The organism is Aequorivita antarctica, assembly GCF_007997155.1.
GTDB classification, from domain to species: Bacteria; Bacteroidota; Bacteroidia; order Flavobacteriales; family Flavobacteriaceae; genus Aequorivita; species Aequorivita antarctica.
This window is the reverse complement of the sequence record NZ_VORT01000015.1, coordinates 1-15222: the sequence shown is the minus strand read 5'-3', so window position 1 is coordinate 15222 and position 15222 is coordinate 1. Positions and strand designations below refer to the sequence as shown.

10 protein-coding genes are annotated in these 15222 nt (G+C 40.6%); 7 read left to right on the top strand and 3 right to left on the bottom strand.

The window, feature by feature from the left end; genetic code table 11:
- Positions 1–20: 20 nt before the first annotated feature.
- Positions 21–2384, bottom strand: coding sequence for a TonB-dependent receptor (locus ESU54_RS15870; protein WP_111845522.1), 2364 nt, complete (start codon positions 2382–2384; stop codon positions 21–23).
- Positions 2385–2697: 313 nt separating this feature from the next.
- Complete coding sequence (locus ESU54_RS15865; RefSeq protein ID WP_146744031.1) at positions 2698–3003, bottom strand: hypothetical protein; 306 nt, start codon at positions 3001–3003, stop codon at positions 2698–2700.
- Positions 3004–3242: 239 nt separating this feature from the next.
- Between ESU54_RS15865 and acnA the strand changes: the two genes are divergently transcribed.
- The 6 genes from acnA (at position 3243) to ESU54_RS15835 (ending at position 10363) form a co-directional block, all read left to right on the top strand.
- The gene (gene acnA / locus ESU54_RS15860) at positions 3243–6023 is read left to right on the top strand and encodes an aconitate hydratase AcnA (RefSeq protein WP_111845526.1); all 2781 of its coding nucleotides are present in this window, start codon (positions 3243–3245) and stop codon (positions 6021–6023) included.
- Positions 6024–6075: 52 nt separating this feature from the next.
- On the top strand, positions 6076–6354 hold the full coding sequence (locus ESU54_RS15855) for a hypothetical protein (RefSeq protein ID WP_394348879.1): 279 nt from the start codon (positions 6076–6078) through the stop codon (positions 6352–6354).
- Positions 6355–6478: 124 nt separating this feature from the next.
- On the top strand, positions 6479–7546 hold the full coding sequence (locus ESU54_RS15850) for an NADH:flavin oxidoreductase/NADH oxidase (RefSeq protein WP_111845528.1): 1068 nt from the start codon (positions 6479–6481) through the stop codon (positions 7544–7546).
- Between the two features lie 59 nt (positions 7547–7605).
- The gene (locus tag ESU54_RS15845) at positions 7606–8622 is read left to right on the top strand and encodes an LLM class flavin-dependent oxidoreductase (protein WP_111845529.1); all 1017 of its coding nucleotides are present in this window, start codon (positions 7606–7608) and stop codon (positions 8620–8622) included.
- Positions 8619–9659, top strand: a complete 1041-nt coding sequence (locus tag ESU54_RS15840; RefSeq protein ID WP_111845530.1) for an MBL fold metallo-hydrolase — start codon at positions 8619–8621, stop codon at positions 9657–9659. Before ESU54_RS15845 ends, ESU54_RS15840 begins: the two co-directional genes overlap by 4 nt.
- A 50-nt stretch (positions 9660–9709) precedes the next feature.
- Entirely contained in the window at positions 9710–10363 is a 654-nt protein-coding gene (locus ESU54_RS15835) for an HAD family hydrolase (RefSeq protein ID WP_111845533.1), read from the top strand.
- A 105-nt stretch (positions 10364–10468) separates the two neighbouring features.
- Here the strand turns inward: ESU54_RS15835 and ESU54_RS15830 are convergent, their stop codons facing one another.
- Complete coding sequence (locus tag ESU54_RS15830; protein WP_111845531.1) at positions 10469–11917, bottom strand: exonuclease domain-containing protein; 1449 nt, start codon at positions 11915–11917, stop codon at positions 10469–10471.
- Positions 11918–12219: 302 nt separating this feature from the next.
- On the opposite strand from ESU54_RS15830, the gene ESU54_RS15825 reads away from it, so the two are divergent.
- Positions 12220–15222: lectin-like protein (locus ESU54_RS15825; protein ID WP_146848147.1), on the top strand; the 3003-nt coding region annotated here is incomplete at its 3' end.

Below are 15222 nucleotides of genomic sequence, written 5' to 3'. Positions count from 1 at the left end.
TCAACACTAAACAATCGTTATTAAAAGTTGTATTTCAAATTAAGTCCGCCATAAAAAACGGCATCCAAAGGCGCTGGAATGTAGGCGTCATCCAGTTGGTTCAAGAAAAGCATGATGTAATATTTCTCGCCAATGATGTTATCTGCGCCTGCATAGGCATCAAGGTCAAAGTGGCCAAAACTCATTCTATAACCTAGTTTTGCATTCAATAAACTATAGCTGTCTGCTACGTTCAAGCCATCTGATGTAAAAGGAACAGGATCGTGATATGCATAGTTAACCGTACCATAAAGGCCTAAGTTTGTATTGAAATCTATCCCTGCATTTATTACCCAAGGAGCTACCCCAGCCACGTCGTTTCCGCTGTAATCTTCTGTTACTGCATTGCCGTCAACGATTCTTTGATATTGAAAATTATCATATTTAAAGTCTGAATACGCAACATTTAAGTAAGGACTCACATTGCCAAAGAAACCAGTTGCAGATTCATAAGCCGTATATTTTACCAAAGCTTCTACGCCTTTATTGTTCAATTCGCCGCCGTTGGCTATATAGGAATAAAGGGTAGTGCCATCTCCCGCTGGCACAGCTACGGACGTGAATTTATTTTTGAATTTAGCTTGAAACAGAGCCAATTCATAATGCAATTTGTTGCTCATTAAGTTTCCTTTTGAACCAATTTCAAACAGGTTTCCTTCTTCTGGTTCAAGACCGGTATTCAATTCGCCTGTCGCTCCAATAATCACATTCCCACTCACTGGAGCTTTGTACCCTTTGCTGTAGGAAGCATATACAGAAACCATATCGTTAAAAATTTTGTTCACCGCAAAATGTGGCGAAAACAAATCTTCATAATTTGCTGAAACTACTTGCGGCTTACCACTTGTAGGGTCAAATGCCCGGTCTTTCAAATCAAGGTTCATAGAACTTTTTCCAACACCTGCAGTAAAGGAAATATCATAAGGCATTTTCAAGATCCATTCTGTAAAAATCGAATTGTTTTTCGATTTTGAATATTGATTGCTCCGCAAAGCGCCAATGATATTATAACCTTCTGGATCGTTCGGATTTTCAATCATTCCATAGCTAATGGATTGCGAGCGTTGCTCCTGAAATTCAAGTCCGGCAACTCCCGAAAGACTGAAATCTTCGCTTAAATCAAAATTAAGGTCAAAAGTAATTCGTGTTCCGTAATTTATTGGGTCTTTGTCTGTCCAACCACCAGCAGAACTTGCGTTTGTGTTTAATCCAGAACCATAGACTGTTGTTGTGTTTGATAGCCATTTGGTAAAATCGTATTTATGGCTTAAACCTGTACGAAAGCTAATCACTTCGCTGTGTGCGTTGTTTTTTATGTAACGTGCATTTCCGCTGTAATCCAAAGTGTCGTATTGGCCAATGGTAAGCTCGCCGCCGCGTTCGTCGTAACTATTGCTAAAACCGAAATAGGTACTTACGGTTTGTTTTTCACTTGGGTGGAAATCCAAAACAGCGTTTAAGAAATCTTTTCGAGAAGCATTATGGTCTAAATACCCATCAGAAATTTGATGGCCGTAGTTCAATAAAACCGATGATTTTTCAAGACCCATTTGCAATTGAGTAGTGAAACGCGCCAAACCATAGCTTCCAACGGTTACTTTTTCGCTAAGGGAAGATTGCCCTTTTTCGGGACGAATAGTGGTTAAATTCACAACTCCAGCAATGGCAAAACCATATAGTGAACCTGCTGGCCCTTTAATAACATCTACACTACTGACAGAACCAAAATCAATATCATCAAGCATCGTGATGCCTTCCGCATCGGTAAGCGGAATGTTGTTGTAGTATACTTTGTAGCCTTGCCCATCAAAGTTGTTAGTAGCGCCTCTAAAGCCCACACCATTTCCATAACCGCGTATGTTGAACTGTTGCCCTGAAGAAACCGCCCTTCGGTTCATGGTTACCCCGGGAACGTTTGCGTTTATGGCGTCCTGTAAATAAAGCCCTGTGCCACGGTTCAGTTCTTTTTTTTCAAGATGGATTACGGAAAGTGGTTTTTCAAGCACTTTTTTATTGTTGTCCAGCGTGCCGCTAAGTTGCACTTCATCTAATGCATTAACGGAGGTTCTTAATGAAATATTTAGGGGGTCTGAACAGTTTTTGACTTTAACAACAGAGGTTTCGTAACCAATATAGCTTACGGTTAGGGTTTGGTTTCCAGAACAAGGCACAGAAAAATTTCCTTCTGAATCTGTACTGGAAATCTCCGTTCCGTTCATTTCTATTTTGGCTCCAACCAAAGGAGTATTGTTTGCTGCATCATATGTTTTTCCAGAAAGTTTTTCCTGGCCAAACACAGATACAGTTATAAGCAGTCCCAAGAGGGACAGATAAAGTTTTGTCATTTTTAAAAAGTTTTATAATTGAGAAATATGCAAATCGGTACGCAATGGTTCCGAATGCATTCTTAAGGGAAGCAGCGTTGCTTCAAAATAAATTATAAAACCTGCTTGGGTGGAGGACTCGATATTTCGAGCGAAAGTGATGCGTAATTATTCTCATAAACAAAATTGGGGCAAATTGTTTTTTGAGAAAAAGCCAACCCATCTTTCTGGGGAAGTGGGTTTATTTTCTGAACATATTTTATGGTCTTTGCTGGGTTAGACCGGTGGTTTCTATCCTTGCGTTTCTTTTTAAACTCCTTGTTGTATTTTGCAATCAATTTGGTTTCTTGAGGTCTGAGATACAGTGATAAACTTTTGTGTTGTTATCCAAAACCTCAATGCGAACAATATCATACATTGTTCCTTTATAGCTGAATTCTTCGTGATCCTTCCAAATAAGTTGATTTTCGTTTTCAGAAGATACGGTAATACTTGTCAAATCCTTTTCAGAAATACCTTGCTTTATTTGATGGACTATTTCACGTCTTATTTGATGCTGTTGAATTCTCAAAATAATATAGGCACCTCCAAGATTGAAGCCAAAAACTAAGAGTAGAAAAAAGACAGTTGCATTTTTCAATGCGGTTGATTTTTTATTAATGACGGCTAATTTAATTAAAAATTGCAAACAAGTATCTATTAGCCATATTTAATTGGGAAGTTCTCTTTTCTGAATGAATTTATAATACCCTTCATTGCATTTTCTACATTTTGGAAATAGCATAATTTCCATAAAGCTGTTAACAGGCTGTTAAACCAAAGTTGTTGTGCTTCAGCACCATAATTATTGAGTAAATTTATGTTCAAATTTAAATCGTCATGCAACAAGATATTTTCAACCTCAAAAAAACACTCGAAACTTCCAAAGAAAAACTTACTTACTATAGCCTTCCCGAACTGGAAAAGCAAGGACACAACATAAAAAAGATGCCTTTTTCAATTCGAATTCTTCTCGAAAACGCACTTCGCAATTACGACGATTTTTCTGTTACAAAAGACCATTTGGAAACCATACTAAATTGGACCCCAAAACAAAGCGATGACGATATTGCTTTCAAACCTGCCCGGGTTTTGATGCAGGATTTTACGGGTGTTCCAGCGGTTGTGGACATAGCCTCCCTAAGAGCCGAAATGGCACGAAAAGGAGGGGATGCTTCCAAAATAAATCCATTGATTCCAGTAGATTTGGTGATAGACCATAGCGTACAGGTAGATTATTTTGCCGCACAGTATGCCTATCAACAAAACATGGAAGAAGAATACAAACGCAACAGAGAACGTTACACTTTTTTGAAATGGGCGCAGAAATCGTTTGATAATTTCAGCGTGGTGCCACCCGGAATGGGCATTTGTCATCAAGTTAACTTAGAATACTTTTCCAAAGGCGTAATTGCGAGGGATGGAATGGCTTTTCCAGACACGCTCGTAGGAACAGATAGCCACACGCCAATGGTAAACGGAATTGGCGTAGTAGCTTGGGGTGTTGGGGGTATAGAGGCCGAAGCCGCAATCCTGGGCCAACCCATCTATTTCATAAGTCCCGAAGTGATCGGACTAAAACTAACAGGAAAACTTCCTGTGGGTTCCACCGCAACTGACTTGGTACTTACCATCGCCAATATGCTTCGCAAATACGGTGTGGTTGGTAAATTTGTTGAGGTTTTCGGCCCAGGAGTAGATCATCTTTCGGTCCCAGACAGAGCTACTATTGGTAATATGTCGCCCGAGTTTGGCTGCACCATTACCTATTTCCCAATAGACCACAAAACTTTGGAATATATGCGTAGCAGTAACCGGAGTGAAGAGCAGATCCAACTGGTTGAAGATTACTGCAAAGCGAACTTGCTATGGCGACAAGATGAAGACGAAATAAACTACACAGATATTTTGGAACTGGATATTTCTACCGTAAAACCTAGTGTTGCAGGACCCAAACGCCCTCAGGATAAAATTCTTCTTACTGATTTGAAAGATAAATTTATTGAATTGGAACATACTTCCTTCGGTAGAAAATACATAAAACATTCCGAAAGGGAAGAGGCCATTACTCGTTGGAAAGAAGAGGGTGGAAGCCAACCTGTAAAACAGACGGTCGAACCTTCCCCAGATGTAGAAATTGAGACTAAAATTAAAGATGGTCTCAAAACCGTTTGGATTTCACACGGCAATGAAAAATATATGCTTTCCGATGGCGCGGTAGCTATTGCCGCCATAACCTCCTGTACAAATACCTCTAACCCATTCGTGATGATTGGAGCGGGACTGGTAGCCAAAAAAGCTCGGGAACACGGCATCGACGTAAAACCTTGGGTAAAAACATCCTTGGCTCCAGGTTCAAAAGTAGTTACAGATTATCTTGAAAAAGCAGATCTGCTTAAAGATCTCGAGGCACTTCAGTTCCATTTAGTGGGCTATGGATGTACTTCCTGTATTGGCAACTCTGGGCCTTTACCACCAGAGATTTCCAAAGCGGTGGACGAACACGATTTAATAGTGACTTCCGTGCTTTCGGGGAACCGTAACTTTGAGGCTCGTATCCATCCACAGGTAAAAATGAACTTTTTGATGTCGCCAATGTTGGTGGTGGCTTTTGCGATTGCCGGAAGGGTAGATATTGATCTTACCACCGAACCATTGAGTTGCGACCGCAACGGTAAGCCAGTCTATTTAAAAGATATTTGGCCTACAGATGATGAAATTCACGAGGTGATGAAAAACGTATTGACGCCAAAGGATTTCAAAAAGAATTATGACGAAATATTTGACGGTAACGAAATATGGAGAAATCTTGAAGTGCCAGATGATAAATTGTATCAATGGGAAGACGATTCCACCTATATAAAAGAAGTTCCATTTTTTCACAATCTTTCCGATGATCCGAAACCGTTGAAAAACATAGAAGGTGCGCGTGCGCTTTTGGTTTTGGGCGATAGTATAACTACAGATCATATTTCGCCAGCCGGAGCTTTTTCCGAGGATTCCGCTGCCGGAAAATATTTGATTTCACGAGGAGTGGAAAAGAAAAACTTCAACAGTTACGGTTCTCGACGCGGGAACGATGAGGTTATGGTGCGCGGTACTTTTGCCAATGTGCGAATCAAAAACCAATTGGCAAATACAGAAGGTGGTTACACCACTTATCTTCCTTCTGGGGAAGAAATGACAGTTTTTGAAGCCTCTGAAAAATACATTAAAGACAAAACCCCACTCATTGTGCTTACTGGCAAAGAATACGGAAGTGGCTCCTCCCGAGATTGGGCTGCCAAGGGAACTATTCTGCTGGGCATTAAAGCCGTTTTGGCAGAAAGCTACGAGCGTATTCACAGAAGCAACCTGATTATGATGGGCGTTCTGCCAATGCAATATTTGGAAAGTGAAAGTGCTAATTTCCACGGACTTACAGGGAAAGAGTTTTTCAGCATCACAGGAATTGAAAACGATTTAACTCCTTCAAAAAAAGTAACTGTGACTGCCAAAAAAGAAGATGGCAAGGAAATTGAATTTAAAGTTATTGCAAGACTGGATTCTCCCATAGAGGTGGCATATTACCAAAATGAAGGAATTCTTCAATATGTGTTGCGTCAATTTTTGAAACAATAAACGTTTGATTCTTCTCGTAAGCCCAAAACTTCTCCGTAAAAATTTCAACGGAATGACCTTATGGCCCTTTGTGGTTTTGAAACATCATTCTTTAAAAGAGGATGCAGTTTTTTTGAACCACGAGAAAATTCACCTTCGCCAACAAGTAGAATTGTTGGTTGCTTTTTTCTATCTCTGGTATGCTGTTGAGTTTTTGGGTCGATGGCTTCACTATGGAAATCGCCATAAAGCATACAGAAATATTTCCTTTGAGCGGGAAGCATATCAAAATGAAAACAATTTCGATTATATAAATAGAAGAAGATTTTATGGATTTTTAAAATTTGTTTAAGAGAAATACACACGGCATCGCCCCATCGGAACAAAATATCGGTAAGGTACTAACCAAAAATAATGTCCCTTAGAGGCAGCATATAATAACTATCGTATAATAAATAATAGCAATAAAAAAAATAATGAACTTACTCTTTTCCCCTCTAAAAATAAAAACCAAAACCTTCAAAAACCGAATGGTCGTTTCGCCTATGTGCATGTATAGCAGCGAAGACGGCTTTGCGAACGATTTTCATCTCGTGCACCTAGGAAGCCGTGCTGTTGGTGGTTCGGCATTGATAATTCAGGAAGCGACCGCCGTTTCTCCAGAAGGGAGAATAACTCACGGCGATATGGGACTTTGGAAAGATGAACACATCGAAAAGTCAAAACAAATCGTAGATTTTGTCCATTCCCAAAATGCTTTAATAGGAATTCAACTTGCCCACGCTGGCAGAAAAGCAAGTTATCAATTGCCAAAAGACGGAGCTCGGAAAATTGCACCCGAACTTGAAAATGGATGGCAAACTGTTTCTGCTTCGGCATTGCCTTTTCGCGAAGGTGAACCAATTCCAGTGGCTTTGGATGCTGAAGGAATTGAAAAAGTAAAAATCGATTATGCTGAAGCCACGCGTCGTGCAGAAAAGGCAGGTTATGATGTAGTTGAAATCCACGCTGCCCATGGCTATTTGTTCCATCAATTCTATTCGCCATTGGCAAATAAACGGAGTGATGAATACGGCGGAAGTTTTGAAAATAGAATTCGTTTTTTATTGGAAGTAACAAAAGTTGTCCGAAAAGAGTGGTCCGATGAAAAACCACTTTTTGTGAGAATTTCTGCTACAGATTGGACCGAAGGTGGCTGGACAATTGAAGATTCCGTAAAACTTTCAGTTAAACTGAAAGAGTTGGGTGTTGATTTAATTGATACTTCCTCTGGCGGCAATGTTCCACATGCAACCATTCCAAGCGAGCCCGGCTATCAGGTTCCATTTGCGGCACAGATTAAAAAAGAAGCGCACATTTTAACGGGAGCCGTAGGGCAAATTACAACTGCAGCACAATCTGAAGAAATCCTAAAAGAAGGGAAAGCTGACTTGATTCTCTATGCGCGCGAAAGCCTAAGACAGCCTTATTTTCCATTACACGCAGCCCACGAATTAGGCGTAGATGTCGATTGGCCCTTGCAATACGAAAGAGCTAAAATTTAATAAAAATGTCATGCTGAGTTTGTCGAAGCAAGGGCGAATAAGATTATCAAAATATTAAAATGAATAAAGAAGAAATATTAAAAAACATCCCTTTTTCAGTCTTAGATTTGGTTCCAGTAATTCAAGGAAGCACACATAAAACTGCCATGGAAAATAGCCTTGCTTTGGCGCAACATGCGGAAAAACTGGGATACAAACGCTTTTGGATTTCCGAGCATCACAATGCCGAAAGTCTTGTTAGTTCTGCTACCCCACTGCTTATTGGCTATGTGGCACAGGGAACAAAAACCATTCGCGTAGGTTCTGGCGGAGTAATGTTGCCCAATCACGCCCCCTTGGTAGTGGCCGAACAATTCGGAACACTCGCCACGCTCTATCCAAACCGAATAGATTTAGGCCTTGGTCGAGCCCCTGGAACAGACCAGCAAACGGCACGAGCTTTACGACGCGAACGTGTGGAAAGCGTAAACGATTTCCCCGAGGATATACAGGAACTTGAAAAATATTTTTCAAAAACCAATACCCACAGTCCCGTAAGGGCAATTCCAGGGGAAGGGCTCGAAGTGCCATTGTATCTTTTGGGCTCGAGTACGTATAGCGCACAACTTGCAGGTACATTGGGTTTACCCTATGCCTTTGCCAGCCATTTTGCGCCAACCCATTTGCACGATGCCCTGCGTTTGTACCATTCACATTTTGAGCCATCAAAGCAATTGGACGAGCCTTATGCCATGGCTTGTGTAAATGTAGTTATTGCAGATACGGACGAAGAAGCCGAATATTTGGCAACGAGCATGAAACTCTTTATGCTGAATGTGATTCGGAACACACGCCAGCCTCTTCAGCCACCTGTTAAAAGCATGGAGGAGCTTTGGAATCCAATGGAAGAAGCGCATATTTCGCAAATGATGCAATACACTTTTGTGGGCAGTAAAGAAACAGTACGTGAAAAGCTAACAAAATTTGTGGCCGAAACGCGGATAAACGAAATTATTGCCGTAGCTCATATTTATGACCAAGTAGCGCGTTTGCGTTCTTTTGAACTTTTATCACAGATTAATAAAGACATTAAATGATATACCCACAATTGGGAAGAAAACCATCGGGAAAACGTTTGCAGCGCATTCAAAATTCGCCCAACTTCCACAACGGTACCTTTCAAAATATAAACCACACCCCCCAAATGGCTGAAGGGTATAACTTCGGAAAAGTAATGTTCGATTTCTTTTTCAGAAAACCGAAAGACATAAAACCGCCCCGATCCATTCCCTTTGTAAAAACCAATTTAAAAGAATTGCCTTTGCAAACCGATTTAATGCTATGGTTCGGACATTCCTCTTATTACCTGCAACTGAATGGCAAACGATTTTTGATAGATCCGGTTTTTAGTGATAGCGCATCGCCCATTCCGCGGACTAATAAACCCTTCAAGGGCAGCAATGATTATGATGCTGAAGACTTGCCCGAAATTGATTATTTGCTAATTTCACACGACCATTATGATCATTTGGATTATAAAACCATTAAAGCGTTAAAACCGAAAGTGAAACAAGTAATTACAGGCTTGGGCGTGGGCGAACATTTTGAATCCTGGGGATATACCTCAGAAATTATTCAAGAGTTGGACTGGAACGAAAGTTTGAATCTAGACAATGGTATCTTGTTGAATACTACTTCAGCACGTCATTTTTCAGGAAGAGGTTTTAAAAGAAACAACACGCTATGGCTTTCCTTTATTTTAAAAACGGAGAGCCACAATCTGTTCCTTGGCGGCGATAGTGGTTACGACACCCATTTTAAGGAAATCGGCGAAAAATTTGGTCCATTCGATTTGGCTATTTTGGAAAACGGACAGTACAATTTGGCGTGGCATTACATTCACATGTTACCTGAAGAGGTTTTACAAGCTGCGCAGGATTTACAGACGAAAAGTCTCTTTCCTGTTCATTCCAGTAAGTTTGCTTTGGCATTGCACGCCTGGGATGAACCTTTAAACAAAATTACCGAATTGACTAACGAATCAAAAATTCCTTTACTCACTCCGCAAATTGGAGAAGTTATTTACCTGAAAGATGATGAACAGCTTTATTCAAAATGGTGGAAAGAAATCTAATATTCCAACAATCTAATAATCTATCCTACCTTTGCAAAAAAAATAGAGAAATGCTAAAAGCCGTACTTTTTGATATGGATGGGGTAATCGTGGACACCGAACCCTTGCACCGCAAAGCCTACTTCAAAATGTTTGAAGATGTAAGTATCAATGTGAGTGAAGCAATGTATGATTCCTTTACAGGGCAGGCAACCTTGCCTATTTGCAGAACGCTTTGCCAACATTTCAGTCTTTCAGAAAGCCCAGAACATCTAGTTTCAACCAAAAGAAAACACTTTAAATACCTTTTTGAAAACGATAACGACCTCGCGCTTTTGGATGGCGTTCACGAACTTATAAAAGATTATCACGCCAACGGACTTACCTTGATTTTGGCGTCTTCTGCATCCATGCCAAACATCAATCGTATTTTTGAGCGGTTCGATCTCGATAAATATTTTAAGGCTAAAATAAGTGGCGCCGATTTAAAGGCATCAAAACCACATCCCGAAATTTTTATAAAAGCTGCTGAACTTGCAGGAGAGCATACAGATTATTGTATGGTAATTGAAGATTCTACTAATGGAATCGCAGCAGCCAAAGCTGCAAATATTTATTGCGTAGGCTTCAAAAGCCCACATTCTGTCAATCAGGATTATAGTAAAGCGGATAGGGTAATCAGAAGTTTCGAAGAGATATTGTTTTCCAATCTAAAAGGTCTCTAACACTTATTAGATTTTACACGCTAAAATAAATTCCCTAAAAGTCTTAACGAACGCGCCCTCCCCTTCGAAGGGGAGACTGGGAAGGGGATGTGCATCCAAACTTCATCACATATTCCAATCCGAAAATATATCTTCTCGCCTTTTTTCAAGGGGAGATGCCGAGAGGCGGAGGGGTTCAAAATAAACCAAATTCCGCTCCCCGTGCTTTTTAAGATGACTGCGTATAATAGCGTGGGTGTGGTAACTGGCAGGCTGCAATTTTAAAAAAGGCTCGTAGTCCTCAATATTGCAGATGGCTTCGCTGCGGTCAAAAAAACCAAAACCTTTATATTGCCCTTCGACAACCAAGGCAAAAGCAATTTCGTCCTGCGTTCTTCCTTTTCCCTGAATAGCAAACGTAGGTTTGTTTTCCTTTAAGGCTTGAATGGCCGCTTCTACTTTTAAATTATAAGATTCAACAGTTTCAGTTTCCTCGCAGATGCCTTCACAGTTTTTAATGCGGTAGTGCGAACATTTTTCAACATTGCTCTGCAAAGTGCAAAACCGCGGACACAGTTTAAAAGCCTCGCATAGCGCTTCCAATTTTTCGATGGCTTCGGTTTTATTGTAAAAAGTGCTCACCGAATCGTGCAACGCCTTGGTTTTTCCCAAAGCGAGTTGGATAATGCCACGCTGGTTCGTATAACTGATGATTTGATAGGTTGTGGCTGGCCATTTCTGGGCGCGGTTAAATTTTGGATAATGCTTCCGTATGTGTTCTGATTCAACTAACAAGGCCAGCAATTCATTCCCGGTAAGTTCATAATCTATAAAATGTGTTTCCTGTCCCAAGTGGTATTCCTTTGTTTTTTTATCGTAGAAATGGGAGAGTACCCTTTTCTTTATATTCTTCGCCTTGCCAGCATAAATTACTTGGTGCTTTTGGTTTTTGAAAAGATAGATACCGGGTTCCTCGGGCAGTTCGTTTATCTGTTCTGCAGGAAGGTGAGGCGGAAGCGTGGCCTGTTTAGAACGTGCATTCAAAAAGGAATTGATTGTGCTGAAGTCTTCATCTAACGAAAGCAATCGTTGAAATAGAATCACGGTCGCATCCACATCCCCTTCTGCACGGTGGCGGTTGCCATGAGGAATGTTTATAGTATCACAAAGCCTTCCCAGGCTATAAGACAACAATCCAGGAATCAACTTACGTGAAAGCCTTACGGTACAAAGTTTTTTACGGTTGTAATGTTGCCCCAAAAGTCGAAACTCGCCTCGGATTACATTGTAGTCAAAGCTTACGTTATGGGCCACAAATATGGCGTCCTTTGTAAATTCTTCTATTTTTTCAGCTACTTCAAAAAAGCGGGGGGCATCGGCTACCATTTCATTGTCAATCCCGGTAAGCGCAGTAATGTATGGGGGAATCTCACGCTCTGGGTTTACGAGGGTGGTATATTTAGCTACTTCCTCGCCATCCTTTAAAAGGGCAATGCAAATTTCGGTGATGCGATTACCTGAAATACCACCCCCGGTGGTTTCTACGTCTATGATTGCGAAAAGTTGTGAATGCATTTTTTTTTGCTGGGAAAACAAATGTAGGGAAAGATATTTAATTAATTGGATTATTTCCTGTTAAATGGAAATAATCCAATTTAGTTTGTTGAAATTGTAAATTACCCATCCTCTAAATTTTGATTTTTAGTCTTATTTCGTGCGATTATGACTACAATCCATTTTTGTTTTAAGTACTTAAATCTGATGGTTAGCTATTTAAGTTTTATAAGAAAAAAATAAATAGCGCATACGTGCTACTACGTACATGTCCTTTAACATAATATTATACTTTTGCCGCCTTTAACCAAAACCCCAAATCGATGAAAAAAATTACTAAGCGTGTAATTATTATATGCGCTATTTTTGGCTTTACATTTTCGGCGATTGCACAGAACACTTCTGCTCAGTTTCCCAATAATGTAAACGGTTCCTTAGAAATACAGGCTCAAATACAAGAGGCCTTGAGCAGGCAGACGATAACTAATTCGCAGTCTTCTAATAGAGCTCCACTGGCAGCTACCTATGTTGGCTCTTTTAAAACCAGTGACGGCCCAAGTTGGGGTGGTAACCCAGCAGCAATTAGTGCGGTGGAAGCTGCTGCTCTAATCTTTGGAGGTAGTCCATCAGACTACGCTATTTCTACAAACCCAAATACCACAGACCCTTTAACAATAACCCATACCGCATGGGCAACAATTTATGCTGTTGCTGATTGCCAAGAAGTAGCTGAAGATTATTTTCTTGATCTTGGAGCACCTGGTTATAGTGATCCAGCTGTAGCTGGTAGTGGGGTATCAGCTTATGTTAATGATAACTGCACTTTTGGAAATACAAATTACGTTTGGTTGGTTGATCCGGCACCATCTATCACTTGCCCTGGAGACATTACCGTTTCTAACGACCCAGGTATCTGTGGCGCGATAGTAAATTATACGGTAACCGCTACAAGCGGCTCTTCCACAATTCCACCGCTAAATGGGTTTAGCGACTTCACAAAATTGGGTACCTATAACGGACATACCTATTACATGTCTAATAACCCTATGAATGCTACGGCAGCTTTTGCTGATGCCCTTAGTAAAGGTGGGTATGTTGCAACTATCAATGATGCAGCAGAAAATACTTATATAAATGATGTAGTTTTTGCTTCGAATCCTGCTTATAACGTTTATATAGGATTAAATGATGTTTCCATCGAAGGGAGTTACGAATGGCAAAATGGTGCCCCAGCAACTTACACCAATTGGGCGCCAGGTGAACCTAATGATTCTGGTGGAGAAGACTATGTAATTATGTATTCTGGAGGACTTTGGAATGATGTGCAAGAAGTTCACAATGATCGTTACATTTTAGAAATAGATGCAACTTTTGAGCAAACAGCAGGTCTTCCTTCTGGTTCAACTTTCCCAGTAGGTACCACAACCAATACTTTTGAAGTTACGGATAGTAATGGAACTTCTAGCTGTAGTTTTGATGTTACTGTAAATGATACCGAAGCTCCTGTATTTGCAGATATTTACGGGTATGGAACTTTAGCTAATCCTTTTACTTCCCTACTCCCAGAGATAGTTGGAAGTGTTGCATCTGGAACGTATTACTTTAGTTTTAACGGAAATACTTTTCAAGGGGTATTGGACAACGATACCGATGGTGGCGGCTGGTTAATGATCCTTAACTATGTGCATCAAGCAGGAGACAATTCAGATTTGCAGGTTAGAAATACAGATCTTCCTCTTTTAGGGGCGTCTATTTTGGGATCTAGCGAAGCGGCTTCATCTACTTGGGGCCACTTCGGAAATGCATTGGCTGCCGATTTAGATTTTGAGGAAGTGCGTTTCTTTGCGCAAACCTCAAGAGATATAAATAATATAATTGATTTCACTACAGACTTTTCTTCAGTACTAGATTATGTAAAAACCGGTAATGGTAGTTTTTCAGGAATTAATAATCCTACAAACTATACCTTAGGTGCAAATCACAACGCTTCAATCCCGCAAAATGCTCCAGATTTCTTTTCAAATGAAGGTGATTTTGCCTTGACCAATTTCCCTTTTTGGAGAGGCGGACAGGCACACTGGGGAATTAGAGGTTTAGGAAATCGTTGGGAAGTTGATGATTTTACAAACAATAGCTTTAGTACGATTCATCGTGTGTGGGTAAGAGGAGATCTTTCTCCTTCTTCCAATATTGAAAATACTACAATCACAGCACAACTTGATGCTTCAGGAAGCGTAACGATAGCAGCTGCAGATTTTGGATTAATGCCTATCGATAATTGTAGTGCTGTAACCCAAACATTGAGTATGGATACTTTCGACTGTTCAAATATTGGCAGTAATACCATTCAATTAACAGCAACAGATGCTGTGGGGAATGAAACAACAATTGATGTTTTTGTTAACGTTGAAGATACTTTAGCTCCTGTTGTTGTTTGCCAAAACATAACAGTTCAGCTTGATGCAAATGGAGACGCAACTATAACCCCAGCCAATGTGGACGGTGGCAGTATAGATAATTGTGGCATTGCAAGCCTTCAGTTTGCCGACTCAATTACAGCCTTTGCTGAGGTAGGGGAGAACCAAACACTTAACATTACCTTGCCAGCAGGCCGTGTGATAACTTCTGTAGATTTTGCAAGCTACGGTACTCCTAACGGGAGCAATGGTAATTATACTATAGGCTCTTGTCACGAACCTACTTCTATAGCTATTCTAGAAAGTTATGCCCTAGGCAATAACTCTTTCTCTATTCCCGCAACTAACGCCGTCTTTGGAGATCCCTGTGGAGGTACTCAGAAAAGGCTATATGTTACAGTGAGCTCTACATTAGACAGTGCCAGTTTATCCTTTAACTGTTCAAACGTAGGTGATAATGACGTAACTCTTTTGGTTACTGATGTAAACGGAAATACCGCTACATGTACTGCTACGGTAACTGTAGAAGATAATATTGCGCCAGTGGCCAATTGCGCCGCTCCATTCACCATCCAACTGGATGCCAATGGAGATGCAAGTATTACCGTTGCAAATATTGAAAACGGTAGCACTGATGCCTGTGGTATCGCAAGCACCTCAATAGACGTTACTTCTTTTAATTGTAGTAATGTGGGCCCCAATACTGTAACACTTACGGTAACCGATGTAAATGGCAACGGTTCAACCTGTACTACTGTAGTAACGGTTGAGGATAATGTTGCTCCAGTTGCAAACTGTGCCGCCCCATTCACCATCCAATTGGATGCCAACGGAGAGGCGAGCATCACGGTAGCCGATATCGAGAACGGAAGCACCGATGCCTGTGGTATCGCGAGTACTTCAATAGAC

Bases quoted from the DNA above. Each gene is read 5' to 3' on its own strand.
- ESU54_RS15845 (WP_111845529.1), top strand. From the start codon at position 7,606: ATGAATAAAGAAGAAATATTAAAAAACATCCCTTTTTCAGTCTTAGAT.
- ESU54_RS15850 (WP_111845528.1), top strand. From the start codon at position 6,479: ATGAACTTACTCTTTTCCCCTCTAAAAATAAAAACCAAAACCTTCAAA.
- ESU54_RS15855 (WP_394348879.1), top strand. From the start codon at position 6,076: ATGACCTTATGGCCCTTTGTGGTTTTGAAACATCATTCTTTAAAAGAG.
- acnA (WP_111845526.1), top strand. From the start codon at position 3,243: ATGCAACAAGATATTTTCAACCTCAAAAAAACACTCGAAACTTCCAAA.
- ESU54_RS15870 (WP_111845522.1), bottom strand. From the start codon at position 2,384: ATGACAAAACTTTATCTGTCCCTCTTGGGACTGCTTATAACTGTATCT.
- ESU54_RS15830 (WP_111845531.1), bottom strand. From the start codon at position 11,917: ATGCATTCACAACTTTTCGCAATCATAGACGTAGAAACCACCGGGGGT.
- ESU54_RS15840 (WP_111845530.1), top strand. From the start codon at position 8,619: ATGATATACCCACAATTGGGAAGAAAACCATCGGGAAAACGTTTGCAG.
- ESU54_RS15835 (WP_111845533.1), top strand. From the start codon at position 9,710: ATGCTAAAAGCCGTACTTTTTGATATGGATGGGGTAATCGTGGACACC.